A 14,201-nucleotide genomic window follows, 5' to 3' on the forward strand; every position below is an offset into this window, starting at 1 on the left:
GGAGGCACTCGCGTGCCTCCCTGCTCCCGATTCCACCCGATCGGGCTACAGAACCCCGGTAAGGGCCCGCCCGGCGTCAGGACCTGCGTACGCCTTCCGCCAGGTCGCCCGCCAGCGCCCGCACGGCCTCCAGGCCCGCGGGCAGGTCCGGGGCGTCCAGCAGCAGCTTGACGAAGGCCGAGCCGACGATCACACCGTCGGCGAAGCCCGCGACCTGCTTGGCCTGCGCGGCGTTGGAGACGCCCAGGCCGACGCAGACCGGCAGCTCGGTCGTGGCGCGGGTGCGGCGGACCAGTTCCTGGGCCTCCTGGCCGACCGACTCGCGGGTGCCGGTGACCCCCATGAGGGAGGCGGCGTAGACGAAGCCGGAGCCGGCCGCGGTGATGGTGGCCAGGCGCTCGTCCTTGCTGCTGGGGGCCACGACGAAGACGGTCGCCAGACCGTGCTTGGCCGCGTTCTCGCGCCACAGGGCGGACTCCTGGACCGGCAGGTCGGGCAGGATGCAGCCCGCGCCGCCCGCCGCGGCCAGCTCGGCGGTGAACCGCTCGACGCCGTAGCGGTCGATGGGGTTCCAGTACGTCATGACCAGGATCGGGACCCCGGTGGCCTCGTAGGCCTCGCGCACGGTGCGCATCACGTCGGCGATCTTGACGCCGCCGCGCAGGGCGATGTCGTCGGCGGTCTGGATGACGGCGCCGTCCAGGACCGGGTCGCTGTGCGGCAGGCCGATCTCGACCACGTCGGCTCCGCCGGCGATGACGGCCTTGACGGCCTCGATGCCGCCGTCCACGGTCGGGAACCCGGCCGGGAGGTACGCGACGAGGGCGGCGCGGTCCTCGGACTTGGCCTTGGCGAGGGTCGAGGCCAGCAGTTCCAGGTTTCCGGTGCTCACTTGTTCTCCCCCTCGGGCTCCGTGCCGTCGTACAGCCCGAAGTAGCGGGCCGCCGTGTCCATGTCCTTGTCGCCGCGGCCGGACAGGTTGACCACGATCAGGCCGTCGGGGCCCAGTTCCTTGCCCAGGTCGAGGGCGCCCGCGAGGGCGTGGGCCGACTCGATCGCCGGGATGATGCCCTCGGTGCGCGACAGCAGGCGCAGGGCCTGCATGGCCGCGTCGTCGGTGACGGCGCGGTACTCGCCGCGGCCGCTGTCCTTGAGGTAGGAGTGCTCGGGGCCGATGCCGGGGTAGTCCAGGCCGGCGGAGATGGAGTAGGGCTCGGTGATCTGGCCCTCCTCGTCCTGGAGGACGTAGGAGCGGGAGCCGTGCAGGATGCCGGGCTCGCCCGCGGTCAGGGTGGCCGCGTGCTCGCCGGTCTCGACGCCGTGCCCGGCGGGCTCGAAGCCGACGAGGCGGACATCGGCGTCGGGGATGAAGGCGTGGAAGAGCCCGATGGCGTTGGAGCCGCCGCCGACGCAGGCGGCGACGGCGTCGGGGAGGCGCCCGGCGCGCTCCAGGATCTGGCGGCGGGCCTCGACGCCGATGACCCGGTGGAAGTCGCGGACCATGGCCGGGAAGGGGTGCGGGCCGGCGACGGTGCCGAAGAGGTAGTGGGTGCGGTCCACATTGGCGACCCAGTCGCGGAAGGCCTCGTTGATGGCGTCCTTGAGGGTCCGGGAGCCGGACTTCACGGCGATGACCTCGGCGCCGAGCATGCGCATGCGGGCGACGTTCAGCGCCTGGCGCTGGGTGTCGATCTCACCCATGTAGATGGTGCACTCGAGGCCGAAGAGGGCGCAGGCGGTGGCGGTGGCGACGCCGTGCTGGCCGGCGCCGGTCTCGGCGATGACGCGGGTCTTGCCCATGCGCTTGGTGAGCAGCGCCTGGCCCAGCACGTTGTTGATCTTGTGCGAGCCGGTGTGGTTGAGGTCCTCGCGCTTGAGGAAGATCCGGGCGCCGCCGGCGTGCTCGGCGAAGCGGGGGACCTCGGTCAGGGCGCTGGGACGGCCCGTGTAGTTGACCATGAGGTCGTTGAGCTCGGCGGCGAAGGCGGGGTCGCCCTTGGCCTTCTCGTACTCGACGGCGACCTCGTCCACGGCGGCGACGAGGGCCTCCGGGATGAACTTGCCGCCGAAGTCGCCGAAGTAGCCCTCGGCGTTGGGGACGGAGCCTTCCGGGTCCGGGATGAAGAACGAGCTGGTGGACATGCCACTACTCCTACGTGGTGCGGTATGCGGTGCCGACGGGTGGCTGGGATGCACCGTATTGCGCCGTCGGTCCGTCGCCCGCGCACCCCGCTGGAGGGGGTGGGGGTACGGACGGAGCGGTCCTCGCCGGGAGCCGTCGGGCGGCTCGGGCGCGGGACCGTACGCGGCCTGCCGCGCCCGGTGCCTGGGGCTACCGGGCGGGCGGGACCGTCGTCACGACGCGGCTCCGCCGCGCCATCGCATGCCGTTGACCTGACCGGGCTCGGAGCCGATCACGTAGCGCACCCGCCGCCCGTGGACGCGCCGGGCCGGGGCGCGGCAGCCGCGGGGGCGGCAGCCGCGCGCCAGGGGCGCGTGCGCCGTCGGCACGCCGGCCGGGCCGTGGCCCGGGCGGGTGCGGACGGAGGGGCGGGAGGGGGCCATGGGAGGGGTCAGCTCCGCCCGTGGCGCAGGGCGGGGTGGGCGCCGGCGGCGACGAGGTCGGCCACGGCCGCCTTCGGGTCGCGTCCGGTGACCAGGGACTCGCCGACGAGGACGGCGTCGGCGCCCTCGTTGGCGTAGGCGATCAGGTCGTGGGGTCCGCGGACCCCGGATTCGGCGACCTTCACGATGTGGGGCGGGATCTCTCCGACGACGCGCTCGAAGGTGGAGCGGTCGACCTTGAGGTCCTTGAGGTTGCGTGCGTTGACGCCGATGATCTTGGCACCGGCGGCGACGGCCCGCTCGATCTCCTCCTCGTCGTGGACCTCCACGAGCGGGGTGAGGCCGATGGACTCGGCCCGCTCGATGAGGGAGACGAGGGCTTCCTGGTCCAGCGCCGCCACGATCAGCAGCACGAGGTCGGCGCCGTAGGCGCGGGCCTCCCACAGCTGGTACGCCGTGACGATGAAGTCCTTGCGCAGGATCGGGACGTCGACGCGGGCGCGGACGGCCTCCAGGTCGGCCAGCGAGCCGCCGAAACGGCGCTGCTCGGTGAGGACGGAGATGACCGCCGCACCGCCCGCCTCGTAGTCGGCGGCGAGCCCGGCCGGGTCTGCGATCGCGGCCAGCGCGCCCTTGGAGGGGCTGGAGCGCTTGACCTCGCAGATCACCTTGACGCCGTCGCCGCGCAGGGCTGCGACGCCGTCCTTGGCCTGGGGCGCCTTGGCGGCACGCTCCTTGAGCTCGTCGAGGCTCACGCGGGCCTGCCGTTCGGCAAGGTCTTCGCGGACCCCTTCGATGATCTCGTCGAGCACACTCACGCGAGCGGCCCCCTTCCGGGTCGATGACGTTCGGCCGCCTTGCGGACACGTACCACTGCAAGGTCAGCAATCAAATGGTATCCGCAGGTCGCCACGGCCTCCGCACGGAGTTCGCGGCGTCCCAGGGTCTGGACACTCGGAATATGGGGTTCCTCCAGCCCCTCCCCCGGCCCCGCAAGGGCTCAGGGGGCCAAAGCGGAACCGATCGGTAGGTTCCGGACGATCGTGAAAGCCAGCGCCAGCGTCCCCACCACCCACCACCAGGCGGGCCCCAGGACGATCCGGGGCACGGGACCGCCGCGGAAGGCCCGTACCAGCCACAGCGCCGTGAACCCCGCGAAGACGAGGTAGCCGGCGACGGCCAGGGCGTTGTCCCCGAGGGCCGTGACCAGGTCCCCCCGGGCGAAGGCGTGCGCGCTGCGCAGCCCGCCGCAGCCGGGGCACAGGACGCCGGTCAGCCGGAACAGCGGGCAGACCGGGTAGTGGCCGGGCTGGTTGGGGTCCACGGCGCCCACGTACGCGAAGGCGGCCACGGCCCCGGCCAGGGTGAGCACCGGAGCGGCCGACCGCCGCGCCCGGGACGCCCCCGCGGGGGCCGGAACCGGCTGCGGGCCCTGCCGGGCCGGGCCGGGGGGAGTGCAGGAGGCGTCCACCCGCTGATTCTCTCCGCTCATGACGGAAGGCGCAGCCCGGCCGGGCCACGCCTTCCGTACGCCAGGGACTCGGCTCAGGCCTTCGCGGCGAGCTGCTTGGCGGCGATGACCTCGGCGAGGTCCTCGTGAGCCGGCTTCGGCATGCCCATGCCCGCGGCCTTCATCGCGAGGCCGACGACACCGCCGAGGGCGACGACGCCGATGCCCGCCCAGAACCCGACCGGGTTCGCGATCACCATGAAGGCGCCGGCGACGCAGAAACCGATGAAGGAAATGACGACACCGGTCCAGGCGGCCGGGGTGTGTCCGTGGCTCGTGCCCGCCATGAGTTGCTCCTCGTTGATCTGTCGGGCGTGACGTCTCGCACGCTCGATGTCATTGTCCCGCACGTGGCGTGCGGATTCCCCAGCGGGTGGCCCGTTCCAGGGGGTGCCGTGCGCGCCCGGCGCGGCCGGGCCTCAGCCGGTGGGGTCCTCGCCCCGGTCCAGAGCCTTCCACAGGTCCTCCGGCCGGTCCGGGTCCACCGCCGCGGGCGTACGCCGCCGGGGGCTGCCGTCGCGCTCGTAGCGGCCTCCCATCGCGGGCCAGTTGCGGCCGAAGCGCAGCGCCAGCAGCCCGGCGAGCAGGATCAGGGCCGCGCCCGCGGCCGTGATGTAGGGCCAGGCCGTATGGCTGAGCTCCACCACCCGTGCGGCGGTGTCGGCGGTCGCGACGGCGGCCCGCTCGTCCAGCGCCCTGCGGTCGTCGGCGGCGGCCACGGCCGACAGCGCGGCGCCCAGGCCGCTCAGCGCGAGCAGCGCCGAGACCAGCAGCCGCCCCCGGCCCCGTACGGCGAACACCGCGACCAGGGCCGCGAGGCCGACGATGGCCAGGGCCGCCGGGAGGCCGGTGACGGCCCGCCCGTCGGCGGTCAGCGGGAGCGAACCGCCCCCGACGGCGGCGCTGCCCCGGGCCCAGACGCGGCCGGAGGCGAGCAGGACGACGGTGGCGCCGAGCGCGCCGAGCAGCAGGGCGACGGCCACCGTGCGGCGGCCCGATCCGCTCTCGGGGGCGTCGGCGTTCGGGGACAGGGGTACGGCACTCACGTACCCCACTATCCCCTACGCCCTCAGCCGCGGTGGAGGCGGTTCGCCGCTCCGACGGCGCGGAGCACCGCGGCGGCCTTGTTGCGGCACTCCCGGTCCTCCAGCTCGGGCACCGAGTCGGCGACCACACCGGCTCCGGCCTGGACGTACGCCGTCCCGTCGCGCAGCAGCGCCGTACGGATGGCGATGGCCGTGTCGGAGTCCCCGGCGAAGTCGAGGTAGCCGACGCAGCCGCCGTACAGGCCGCGGCGGGTGGGCTCCAGCTCCTCGATGATCTGCATGGCGCGCGGCTTGGGCGCGCCGGAGAGGGTGCCGGCGGGGAAGCAGGCGGTGAGCACGTCGAAGGCGGTCTTCCCCTCGGCGACCCGCCCGGTGACGGTGGAGACGATGTGCATGACGTGCGAGTACCGCTCGATCGACATGAAGTCGACGACCTCCACCGAGCCGGGCTCGCAGACCCGGCCGAGGTCGTTGCGGCCGAGGTCGACGAGCATCAGGTGCTCGGCGCGCTCCTTGGGGTCGGCCAGCAGCTCCTCGGCGAGGTCGTTGTCCTCCTGCGGGGTGGCGCCGCGGTGCCGGGTGCCGGCGATGGGGTGGACCATGGCCCGCCCGTCCTCGACCTTCACCAGGGCCTCGGGGCTGGAGCCGACGACGTCGAAGCCGTTCTCGAAGCGGAAGAGGTACATGTACGGGGACGGGTTGGTGGCCCGCAGGACCCGGTAGACGTCCAGCGCGGAGGCCCGGCAGGGGGTCTCGAACCGCTGCGAGGGCACCACCTGGAAGGCCTCGCCGGCCCGGATGCGCTCCTTCACGTCCTCGACGGCGGCCTGGTAGTCCTCGCCGCCCCACAGGGCCTCGAAGGGCGGCAGCTCGGACTCGGGCAGCGCGGTGGGCGCGTAGGGGGCGGGACGGGCGAGGTCGGCCTCCATGGCGTCGAGCCGGGCCACGGCGTCCGCGTAGGCCTCGTCCACGCCGGTGTCGAGGTCGTTGTGGTTGATGGCGTTGGCGATGAGCTGGACCGTGCCGTCCCAGTGGTCGAGGACCGCCAGGTCGGAGGTGAGCAGCATGGTGAGCTCGGGGAGCCCCAGGTCGTCCTCGGTGTGGTCGCCGATGCGCTCCAGGCGGCGGACGATGTCGTAGCCCAGGTAGCCGACCATGCCGCCGGTGAACGGGGGCATGCCGCCCGCCAGGTCACGCGGAGTGTGGAGGACCTGGACGGTGGCGCGCAGGGCCTCCAGGGGGTCGCCGCCCGTGGGGACGCCGACGGGCGGGGTGCCGATCCAGTGGGCGTGCCCGTCCTTGACGGTGAGGGTGGAGTCGCTGCGCACGCCGACGAAGGAGTAGCGGGACCAGGAGCGGCCGTTCTCGGCGGACTCCAGCAGGAAGGTGCCGGGGCGTTCGGCGGCCAGCTTGCGGTAGAGCCCGACCGGGGTGTCCCCGTCGGCGAGCAGCCGGCGGCTGACGGGGATGACACGGCGGTCGGCCGCGAGCTTGCGGAAGGTCTCGAGATCCATGGGGTGGGACCCTAACTGGCTAGTCGGCGTCGCTGAGCAGGACATCGGCGTCGAAACAGGTGCGCGCGCCGGTGTGGCAGGCGGCCCCGACCTGGTCGACCTTGACGAGCACGGTGTCGGCGTCGCAGTCGAGGGCGACGGACTTCACGTGCTGGTAGTGGCCGGAGGTGTCGCCCTTGACCCAGTACTCCTGGCGGCTGCGGGACCAGTAGGTGCAGCGGCCGGTGGTGAGGGTGCGGTGCAGGGCCTCGTCGTCCATCCAGCCGAGCATGAGCACCTCTCCGGTGTCGTACTGCTGGGCGATGGCCGGGACCAGGCCGTCGGCGGAGCGCTTGAGGCGGGCTGCGACGGCGGGGTCGAGGGGGGACGTACTCATGGGGCCCATTGTGCCGCGCCGCGGTGACCGTCATTGATCTCCGTCCGCCTGATGGGCAGCCGCGGAGCGGCTGCGGCCGTAGGCTGGCCGGTATGTCTACCCATGCGAAGCGCGAACGCCTGCTGCTGGCCGACCTGTTGGAGGCCGCCGGGCCGCAGGCCCCGACCCTGTGCGAAGGCTGGACCTGCCGGGACCTGGCCGCGCACGTGGTGGTCCGCGAGCGGCGTCCGGACGCGGCGGGCGGCCTGCTGCTGAAGGTCCTCAAGGAGCGGCTCGACCGGGCGATGGCCGAGTACGCGGCGAAGCCGTACGAGGAGCTGATCCAGCTGATCCGCACCGGGCCGCCGAAGCTGTCGGTGTACGCGCTGAAGCAGGTGGACGAGGCGGCGAACGCGGTGGAGTTCTTCGTGCACGCGGAGGACGTGCGACGGGCGCAGCCGGACTGGTCGCCGCGGGCGCTGGACCCGGTGTTCTCGGACGCGCTGTGGTCCCGGCTGGAGAAGCTGGCCCGGCTGACGGGCCGCCGCTCGCCGGTGGGCCTGGTGCTGCGGCGCCCGGACGGGCGTACGGCGGTGGCGCACAAGGGGGTGCCGGTGGTGACGGTGACGGGCGAGCCGGGTGAGCTCACGCTGTTCTGCTTCGGCCGCCAGGCCGCAGCCGCGGTGGATCTGGAGGGCGAGAAGGAGGCCGTCTCCCGCCTGACGGTGGCCCAGCTGGGCATCTGACCACGGCCCCGGGGGCGTCCGGCGGCGGCCCCTGGGGCGTCCGGTCGCGGCCCCGGGGGCAGCCGGCCCCGGCCCCGGGGCAACCGGCCCGGCCCCGCCGCCGCGCGGGGCGCGGCGGCGGGGTACCGCCGGGCCGGTGAAATCGGGCATGGCGGCGCCGGGCGAAAGGTTTCCGCACCCCTCCCCGTCCCTACGCTCCGTCACGGATGCCGACCGGTTCGGTGTCGTCACCGTGGAAGGAATGGAACCCCCCATGCGTCTTCGCACCACCGCCGCCGCCCTCGCCGGAGCCCTCGCGCTGGTCCTCCCCGCCGGAGCCCAGGCGTTCGCCGACGACGGCAAGGCCCTCAACTACGTGTACGTCGACCAGAGCCACACCGAGCAGAACGGCCAGGTCAAGGACATGGGCTCGGACAAATGCCATGCCCTGCCCTCCGCCGCGTCGGCAGTCGTCGAAGCGGTGAACGAAAGCGACTCGGTGGCCCTGGTCTTCGAGGAGCCGGACTGCGGCGGCGCGCCGGTCGCCACCCTCCAGCCGGGTGAGAAGGCCGGCGATTTCCACGCCGCCTCGGTCGTCTTCCAGCAGGCCCCCAAGCAGGACCAGCAGCAGGCCGGCCAGCAGCAGAAGCCGGAGCAGCAGGACGACTACGACTCGGTCGACGACTTCCGCTAGACAGCCCGACGGGGGCACCCGGGCCCTGCCCGGGTGCCCCCGTCCGCGCGTGCGTGCCCGCGGTCAGCGGACGGGGTGGCCCGCCTCGCGCAGGGTGGCCTTGACCTCGGAGATCCGCAGGTCGCCGAAGTGGAACACCGACGCCGCGAGCACCGCGTCGGCGCCCGCCGCGATGGCGGGCGGGAAGTGCTCCAGCTTCCCGGCGCCGCCGGAGGCGATCACCGGGACGGTGACGTGCTCGCGGACCGCGGCGATCATCTCGGTGTCGTAGCCGTCCTTGGTGCCGTCGGCGTCCATCGAGTTCAGCAGGATCTCCCCCGCACCCAGCTCGGCCGCGCGGTGCGCCCACTCGACGGCGTCGATGCCGGTGCCACGGCGGCCGCCGTGGGTGGTGACCTCGAAGGAGCCGGACGCGGTGCGGCGGGCGTCGACCGACAGCACCAGCACCTGGCGGCCGAAGCGTTCGGCGATCTCCTGGATCAGCTCGGGCCGGGCGATGGCGGCCGTGTTCACGCCCACCTTGTCCGCGCCGGCCCGCAGCAGCTTGTCCACGTCGTCGGCGGTGCGCACGCCGCCGCCTACCGTGAGCGGGATGAAGACCTGCTCCGCGGTGCGCCGCACCACGTCGTAGGTGGTCTCGCGGTTGCCGGAGGAGGCGGTGATGTCGAGGAAGGTCAGCTCGTCGGCGCCCTCGGCGTCGTAGAGCTTGGCCATCTCCACCGGGTCTCCGGCATCACGCAGGTTCTGGAAGTTGACGCCCTTGACGACGCGGCCGTTGTCCACGTCCAGGCAGGGGATCACGCGTACGGCGAGGCTCATCCCTCGACCTCCTTGAAGGCCTCGACCTCCACCTCGACGACCATGCCCGGGTCGACGAAGCCATTGACGATGATCATGGAGGAGGCGGGGCGGACGGCGTCGAAGAGGGTCTTGTGGGCGCGGCCCACCTCGTCGACGTCACGGGCGTGGGTGAGGTACATCCGGGTGCGGACCACGTGCTCGGGGCCCATCCCGGCCTCGGCGAGCGCCTTGAAGGCGGCCTCGAAGGCCTTGACCGTCTGGTCGTACGGGCCGCCCGCGTCGGCGGCCGTGCAGCCGGAGACCAGGACCAGGCCGTTGGGGAGGGCCACGGCACGGGAGTAGCCGATCACGTCCTCGTAGGGGTCGCCGGAGGAGATCCGGCGCACGCCGGAGTCGGAGGAGCTCATGCGCGGACCGCCTCCAGGGCCTCTTCCAGGGTGAAGGCCTTGGCGTACAGGGCCTTGCCGACGATGGCGCCCTCGACGCCCAGCGGGACGAGCCCGGACAGGGCCCGCAGGTCCTCCAGGGAGGAGACGCCGCCGGAGGCGACGACGGGCCGGTCGGTGGCCGCGCAGACGTTCCTCAGCAGCTCCAGGTTGGGGCCGCTGAGGGTGCCGTCCTTGCCGATGTCGGTGACGACGTAGCGGGCGCAGCCCTCGGAGTCCAGGCGGGCGAGGGTCTCGTAGAGGTCGCCGCCCTCACTGGTCCAGCCGCGGCCCTTGAGGGTGGTGCCGCGCACGTCCAGGCCGATGGCGATCCGGTCGCCGTGCTCGGCGATGGCCTTGGCGGCCCACTCGGGGGTCTCCAGGGCGGCGGTGCCGAGGTTGACGCGGGTGCAGCCGGTGGCGAGGGCCGCGGCGAGCGTGGCGTCGTCGCGGATGCCGCCGGACAGCTCGACCTTGATGTCCATGGCACGGGTGATCTCGGCGACCAGGGCGCGGTTGTCACCGGTGCCGAAGGCGGCGTCGAGGTCGACCAGGTGCAGCCATTCGGCGCCGGAGGCCTGCCAGGCGAGGGCCGCCTCCAGCGGGGAGCCGTAGGAGGTCTCGCTGCCGGAGACGCCGTGCACGAGGCGTACGGCCTGGCCGTTGCGGACGTCGACCGCGGGGAGGAGTTCGAGCGTGGGTGCGGTCATCACAGGGTCTCGATCCAGTTGGTGAGGAGCTGGGCGCCGGCGTCGCCGGACTTCTCGGGGTGGAACTGGGTGGCCCACAGGGCCCCGTTCTCCACCGCCGCGACGAAGCGCTCGCCGTGCGTGGCCCAGGTGACCTTGGGGCCCTTGATCCTGGGGTTGGTGACCTCCAGGGACCAGTCGTGGGCCGCGTAGGAGTGCACGAAATAGAAGCGGGCGCCGGCGTCCAGGCCGGCGAAGGCCTGGCTGTCGGCGGGTGCCTCGACGGTGTTCCAGCCCATGTGGGGGACGACGGGGGCCTTCAGCGGGCCGACCGTGCCGGGCCACTCGTCCAGGCCCTCGGTCTCGACCCCGTGCTCGATGCCGCGCTCGAAGAGGATCTGCATGCCGACGCAGATGCCCATGACGGGGCGGCCGCCCGAGAGCCGGCGGCCGATGATCCAGTCGCCGCGGGCGTCCTTGAGGCCCTGCATGCAGGCGGAGAAGGCGCCCACGCCTGGCACGAGGAGGCCGTCGGCGTCCATGGCCTTGTCGTAGTCGCGGGTGATCTCGACGTCCGCGCCGACGCGCGCGAGGGCGCGCTCGGCGGAGCGGACGTTGCCGAAGCCGTAGTCGAAGACCACGACGTTCTTCTTGGCGCTCATTACCAGATTCCTTGAATTCGCAGGATCCCGGCGGCCAGGCACATGGCGGAGCCGAGGGCGAGCAGAACGATCACCGACTTGGGCATCTTCTGCTTCTGGAAGGAGTAGACGCCCCCGGCCAGGAACAGGCCGAGGACGATCAGGACGGTGTTGAGGCCGTTCACTTCTAGAGGGCGCCCTTCGTGGAGGGCAGGATGCCGGCCGCGCGCGGGTCGAACTCGGACGCGTAGCGCAGGGCGCGGGCCAGCGCCTTGAACTGGCACTCCACGATGTGGTGGGCGTTGCGGCCGTACGGGACGTGGACGTGCAGGGCGATCTGGGCCTGCGCGACGAAGGACTCCAGGATGTGCCGGGTCATCGTCGTGTCGTACTCGCCGATCATCGGCGCCATGTTCTCGGGCTCGGTGTGCACGAGGTACGGGCGGCCGGAGAGGTCCACGGTGACCTGGGCGAGGGACTCGTCCAGCGGCACGGTGCAGTTGCCGAAGCGGTAGATGCCGACCTTGTCGCCGAGGGCCTGCTTGAAGGCGGCGCCCAGCGCGAGGGCGGTGTCCTCGATGGTGTGGTGGCTGTCGATGTGCAGGTCGCCGTCCGTCTTGACCGTGAGGTCGAAGAGGCCGTGGCGGCCGAGCTGGTCGAGCATGTGGTCGTAGAAGCCCACGCCCGTCGAGACGTCGACCCGGCCGGTGCCGTCGAGGTTTATCTCGACCAGGACCGAGGTCTCCTTCGTGGTGCGCTCGACCCGTCCGATGCGGCTCATGCCTGCTGCTCCTTCTTCAGTGCGCGAACCGCTTCCAGGAACGCGTCGTTCTCGGCCGGGGTGCCCGCGGTGACCCGCAGCCGGCCCGGTACGCCGTTGTCCCGGACCAGGACGCCCTGGTCGAGGATCTTCTGCCAGGCGGTGTGGGAGTCCTCGAACTTCCCGAACTGGATGAAGTTCGCGTCGGACTCGGTGACCTCGAAGCCGAGCGCCCGCAGCTCGGTGACGAGGCGGTCCCGCTCGGCCTTGAGCTGCTCGACGTAGCCGAGCAGGGTGTCGGTGTGCTCCAGGGCGGCCAGCGCGGTCGCCTGGGTGACGGCCGACAGGTGGTACGGCAGGCGTACGAGCTGCACGGCGTCGACCACGGCGGGGTGCGCGGCGAGGTAGCCCAGGCGCAGGCCGGCCGCGCCGAAGGCCTTGGACATGGTCCGGGAGACCACCAGGTTCGGGCGGCCCTCGATCAGCGGGAGGAGGGAGTCGCGGTGGCTGAACTCCACGTACGCCTCGTCCACGACCACCAGGGACGGCTTGGCCGCCTGGGCCGCCTCGTAGAGGGCCAGGACGGTCTCCGCCTCGACCGCGGTACCCGTGGGGTTGTTGGGCGAGGTGATGAAGACGACGTCGGGGGCGTGCTCCGCGAGGGCCCGCTCGGCGGCCTCCACGTCGATGGTGAAGTCCTCCCGGCGGGGGCCGGAGATCCAGCCGGTGCCGGTGCCGCGCGCGATCAGGGCGTGCATCGAGTACGAGGGCTCGAAGCCGATCGCCGTGCGCCCCGGGCCGCCGAAGGTCTGGAGCAGCTGCTGGAGGACCTCGTTGGAGCCGTTGGCGGCCCAGACGTTCTCCAGGGAGACCGGGTGCTTGCCGGTGCGGGTGAGGTACTTCGCGAGCTCCGTGCGCAGCTCCACCGCGTCCCGGTCGGGGTAGCGGTTGAGGGTGCGGGCGGCCTCGGCGACGCGCTCGGCGATGCGGCGGACCAGGGGCTCGGGGAGCTCGTACGGGTTCTCGTTGGTGTTCAGCTGGACGGGCACGTCCAGCTGGGGGGCGCCGTAGGGGGTCTTGCCGCGCAGCTCGTCGCGGATGGGGAGGTCGTCGATGCCGATGGTGCTGCTCACTGGTTCGGCACCTTCCATGCGAAGCGGGCCTTCAGGGCCGCGCCGTGCGCCGGCAGGTCCTCGGCCTCGGCGAGGGTGACCACGTGGTGGGTGACCTCGGCGAGGGCGTCGCGGGTGTAGTCGACGATGTGGATGCCGCGCAGGAAGGACTGCACGGACAGGCCCGAGGAGTGGCAGGCGCAGCCGCCGGTGGGCAGGACGTGGTTGGACCCGGCGCAGTAGTCGCCGAGGGAGACCGGCGCCCAGGGGCCGACGAAGATCGCGCCGGCGTTGCGGACGCGGGCGGCCCAGGCGGCGGCGTCGGCGGTCTGGATCTCCAGGTGCTCGGCGCCGTACGCGTCGACCACCTTCAGGCCCGCCTCCAGGTCGTCGACCAGGACGATCGCGGACTGCTTGCCGGCCAGGGCGGGCTTGATCCGGTCCTCGACGTGCTTGGTCGCGGCGACCTGCGGCTCCAGCTCCTTCTCGACGGCGTCCGCGAGCTCCGGGGAGTCCGTGACGAGGACGGCGGCGGCCATCGGGTCGTGCTCGGCCTGGCTGATCAGGTCGGCGGCGACGTGCACCGGGTCGGCCGTGGAGTCGGCGAGGACGGCGATCTCGGTCGGGCCGGCCTCGGTGTCGATGCCGATCTTCCCGGTGAAGTAGCGCTTGGCGGCGGCGACCCAGATGTTGCCGGGGCCGGTGACCATGTTCGCGGGGGCGCACTCGTCCGTGCCGTACGCGAACATCGCGACGGCCTGGGCGCCGCCGGCCGCGTACACCTCGTCCACACCGAGCAGCGCGCAGGCGGCCAGGATGGTCGGGTGCGGCAGCCCGCCGGCAGGATCTCCTTCAAAAGCGGGCTTCTGCGGCGGGGAGGCGAGCGCGATGGACTCGACGCCGGCCTCCTGGGCGGGGACCACGTTCATGACGACGGACGACGGGTACACGGAGCGGCCGCCGGGCGCGTACAGGCCGACGCGCTCGACCGGAACCCACTTCTCGGTCACGGTGCCGCCGGGGACCACCTGGGTGGTGTGCTCGGCGCGGCGCTGGTTGCGGTGCACGATCCGGGCGCGCCGGATGGACTCCTCCAGGGCGGCGCGGACGGCCGGGTCCAGCTGCTCCAGGGCGGCCGTGAGGGCCTGCGCGGGGACCCGGACCTGCGTGAGCTCGACCCCGTCGAACTTCCGCGCGTACTCGATCAGCGCCGCCGTGCCACGATGATGGACGTCCTCGCAGATGGGCCGCACCTTCTCCAGGGCGGCTTCCACGTCGAACTCGGCACGGGGCAGCAGATCGCGCAGGGCGCCACCCTCGGGGAGGGCGTCACCGCGCAGGTCGATACGAGAGATCACGTCCCA

General features: G+C 72.8%; 19 protein-coding genes. 2 read left to right on the forward strand and 17 right to left on the reverse strand.

Going from position 1 to position 14,201, the window contains the following annotated elements; all coding sequences use genetic code 11:
• Positions 1 to 76 precede the first annotated feature (76 nt).
• The 9 genes from trpA to hisI form a co-directional block, all read right to left on the reverse strand.
• The gene (gene trpA, locus BX286_RS10780; protein ID WP_100863821.1) at positions 77 to 892 is read right to left on the reverse strand and encodes a tryptophan synthase subunit alpha; all 816 of its coding nucleotides are present in this window, start codon (positions 890 to 892) and stop codon (positions 77 to 79) included.
• The gene (gene trpB, locus BX286_RS10785; protein WP_079425978.1) at positions 889 to 2,142 is read right to left on the reverse strand and encodes a tryptophan synthase subunit beta; all 1,254 of its coding nucleotides are present in this window, start codon (positions 2,140 to 2,142) and stop codon (positions 889 to 891) included. The genes trpA and trpB overlap by 4 nt, the downstream gene beginning before the upstream one ends.
• Before the next feature lie 213 nt (positions 2,143 to 2,355).
• On the reverse strand, positions 2,356 to 2,565 hold the full coding sequence (gene trpM, locus BX286_RS10790) for a tryptophan biosynthesis modulator TrpM (RefSeq protein ID WP_045950210.1): 210 nt from the start codon (positions 2,563 to 2,565) through the stop codon (positions 2,356 to 2,358).
• Positions 2,566 to 2,573: 8 nt separating this feature from the next.
• The gene (trpC, locus tag BX286_RS10795) at positions 2,574 to 3,383 is read right to left on the reverse strand and encodes an indole-3-glycerol phosphate synthase TrpC (protein ID WP_079425980.1); all 810 of its coding nucleotides are present in this window, start codon (positions 3,381 to 3,383) and stop codon (positions 2,574 to 2,576) included.
• Between the two features lie 182 nt (positions 3,384 to 3,565).
• Positions 3,566 to 4,057, reverse strand: coding sequence for a DUF2752 domain-containing protein (locus BX286_RS10800; RefSeq protein ID WP_100863820.1), 492 nt, complete (start codon positions 4,055 to 4,057; stop codon positions 3,566 to 3,568).
• Between the two features lie 53 nt (positions 4,058 to 4,110).
• Entirely contained in the window at positions 4,111 to 4,362 is a 252-nt protein-coding gene (locus BX286_RS10805; protein WP_079425988.1) for an HGxxPAAW family protein, read from the reverse strand.
• Positions 4,363 to 4,494: 132 nt separating this feature from the next.
• Positions 4,495 to 5,130: a TIGR02234 family membrane protein gene (locus tag BX286_RS10810; RefSeq protein WP_079425991.1), complete on the reverse strand. Its 636-nt coding sequence runs from the start codon at positions 5,128 to 5,130 to the stop codon at positions 4,495 to 4,497.
• 14 nt (positions 5,131 to 5,144) lie between these two features.
• A complete protein-coding gene (locus BX286_RS10815; protein ID WP_079425994.1) occupies positions 5,145 to 6,635 on the reverse strand; it encodes an anthranilate synthase component I in 1,491 nt (496 codons plus the stop codon).
• A gap of 19 nt (positions 6,636 to 6,654) precedes the next feature.
• The gene (hisI, locus tag BX286_RS10820; protein ID WP_079425998.1) at positions 6,655 to 7,020 is read right to left on the reverse strand and encodes a phosphoribosyl-AMP cyclohydrolase; all 366 of its coding nucleotides are present in this window, start codon (positions 7,018 to 7,020) and stop codon (positions 6,655 to 6,657) included.
• An 83-nt stretch (positions 7,021 to 7,103) separates the two neighbouring features.
• Between hisI and BX286_RS10825 the strand changes: the two genes are divergently transcribed.
• Together BX286_RS10825 and BX286_RS10830 are read left to right on the forward strand one after the other, a co-directional pair.
• Complete coding sequence (locus BX286_RS10825; RefSeq protein ID WP_079426001.1) at positions 7,104 to 7,736, forward strand: TIGR03085 family metal-binding protein; 633 nt, start codon at positions 7,104 to 7,106, stop codon at positions 7,734 to 7,736.
• Positions 7,737 to 7,989: 253 nt separating this feature from the next.
• Positions 7,990 to 8,409, forward strand: coding sequence for a hypothetical protein (locus BX286_RS10830; RefSeq protein WP_121014912.1), 420 nt, complete (start codon positions 7,990 to 7,992; stop codon positions 8,407 to 8,409).
• A gap of 63 nt (positions 8,410 to 8,472) precedes the next feature.
• On the opposite strand, the gene hisF is transcribed toward BX286_RS10830, so the two are convergent.
• The 8 genes from hisF to hisD are packed head-to-tail and all read right to left on the reverse strand — an operon-like array spanning position 8,473 to position 14,195.
• Positions 8,473 to 9,228 carry an imidazole glycerol phosphate synthase subunit HisF gene (gene hisF, locus BX286_RS10835; protein WP_079426007.1) on the reverse strand — a complete coding sequence of 252 codons (756 nt, stop codon included), beginning with the start codon at positions 9,226 to 9,228 and terminating at the stop codon, positions 8,473 to 8,475.
• Complete coding sequence (locus tag BX286_RS10840; protein WP_121014913.1) at positions 9,225 to 9,617, reverse strand: RidA family protein; 393 nt, start codon at positions 9,615 to 9,617, stop codon at positions 9,225 to 9,227. The genes hisF and BX286_RS10840 overlap by 4 nt, the downstream gene beginning before the upstream one ends.
• Entirely contained in the window at positions 9,614 to 10,345 is a 732-nt protein-coding gene (priA, locus tag BX286_RS10845) for a bifunctional 1-(5-phosphoribosyl)-5-((5-phosphoribosylamino)methylideneamino)imidazole-4-carboxamide isomerase/phosphoribosylanthranilate isomerase PriA (protein WP_121014914.1), read from the reverse strand. The genes BX286_RS10840 and priA overlap by 4 nt, the downstream gene beginning before the upstream one ends.
• Positions 10,345 to 10,986, reverse strand: coding sequence for an imidazole glycerol phosphate synthase subunit HisH (gene hisH, locus BX286_RS10850; RefSeq protein WP_079426018.1), 642 nt, complete (start codon positions 10,984 to 10,986; stop codon positions 10,345 to 10,347). Before hisH ends, priA begins: the two co-directional genes overlap by 1 nt.
• Positions 10,986 to 11,150, reverse strand: a complete 165-nt coding sequence (locus BX286_RS36500; protein WP_187344117.1) for a hypothetical protein — start codon at positions 11,148 to 11,150, stop codon at positions 10,986 to 10,988. Before BX286_RS36500 ends, hisH begins: the two co-directional genes overlap by 1 nt.
• 2 nt (positions 11,151 to 11,152) lie before the next feature.
• The gene (gene hisB / locus BX286_RS10855; RefSeq protein ID WP_079426023.1) at positions 11,153 to 11,746 is read right to left on the reverse strand and encodes an imidazoleglycerol-phosphate dehydratase HisB; all 594 of its coding nucleotides are present in this window, start codon (positions 11,744 to 11,746) and stop codon (positions 11,153 to 11,155) included.
• A complete protein-coding gene (locus BX286_RS10860) occupies positions 11,743 to 12,858 on the reverse strand; it encodes a histidinol-phosphate transaminase (RefSeq protein ID WP_237292762.1) in 1,116 nt (371 codons plus the stop codon). Before BX286_RS10860 ends, hisB begins: the two co-directional genes overlap by 4 nt.
• Positions 12,855 to 14,195, reverse strand: a complete 1,341-nt coding sequence (gene hisD / locus BX286_RS10865; RefSeq protein ID WP_079426029.1) for a histidinol dehydrogenase — start codon at positions 14,193 to 14,195, stop codon at positions 12,855 to 12,857. The genes BX286_RS10860 and hisD overlap by 4 nt, the downstream gene beginning before the upstream one ends.
• Between the last annotated feature and the right edge of the window lie 6 nt (positions 14,196 to 14,201).

This window comes from Streptomyces sp. 3211.6, from assembly GCF_003634815.1.
Taxonomy (GTDB): domain Bacteria; phylum Actinomycetota; class Actinomycetes; order Streptomycetales; family Streptomycetaceae; genus Streptomyces; species Streptomyces katrae_A.

Bases quoted from the DNA above. Each gene is read 5' to 3' on its own strand.
- BX286_RS10815 (WP_079425994.1), bottom strand. From the start codon at position 6,635: ATGGATCTCGAGACCTTCCGCAAGCTCGCGGCCGACCGCCGTGTCATC.
- BX286_RS10825 (WP_079426001.1), top strand. From the start codon at position 7,104: ATGTCTACCCATGCGAAGCGCGAACGCCTGCTGCTGGCCGACCTGTTG.
- trpM (WP_045950210.1), bottom strand. From the start codon at position 2,565: ATGGCCCCCTCCCGCCCCTCCGTCCGCACCCGCCCGGGCCACGGCCCG.
- hisF (WP_079426007.1), bottom strand. From the start codon at position 9,228: ATGAGCCTCGCCGTACGCGTGATCCCCTGCCTGGACGTGGACAACGGC.
- priA (WP_121014914.1), bottom strand. From the start codon at position 10,345: ATGACCGCACCCACGCTCGAACTCCTCCCCGCGGTCGACGTCCGCAAC.
- BX286_RS10830 (WP_121014912.1), top strand. From the start codon at position 7,990: ATGCGTCTTCGCACCACCGCCGCCGCCCTCGCCGGAGCCCTCGCGCTG.
- BX286_RS10805 (WP_079425988.1), bottom strand. From the start codon at position 4,362: ATGGCGGGCACGAGCCACGGACACACCCCGGCCGCCTGGACCGGTGTC.
- hisI (WP_079425998.1), bottom strand. From the start codon at position 7,020: ATGGGCCCCATGAGTACGTCCCCCCTCGACCCCGCCGTCGCAGCCCGC.
- hisB (WP_079426023.1), bottom strand. From the start codon at position 11,746: ATGAGCCGCATCGGACGGGTCGAGCGCACCACGAAGGAGACCTCGGTC.
- hisH (WP_079426018.1), bottom strand. From the start codon at position 10,986: ATGAGCGCCAAGAAGAACGTCGTGGTCTTCGACTACGGCTTCGGCAAC.
- BX286_RS10800 (WP_100863820.1), bottom strand. From the start codon at position 4,057: ATGAGCGGAGAGAATCAGCGGGTGGACGCCTCCTGCACTCCCCCCGGC.
- trpB (WP_079425978.1), bottom strand. From the start codon at position 2,142: ATGTCCACCAGCTCGTTCTTCATCCCGGACCCGGAAGGCTCCGTCCCC.
- BX286_RS10840 (WP_121014913.1), bottom strand. From the start codon at position 9,617: ATGAGCTCCTCCGACTCCGGCGTGCGCCGGATCTCCTCCGGCGACCCC.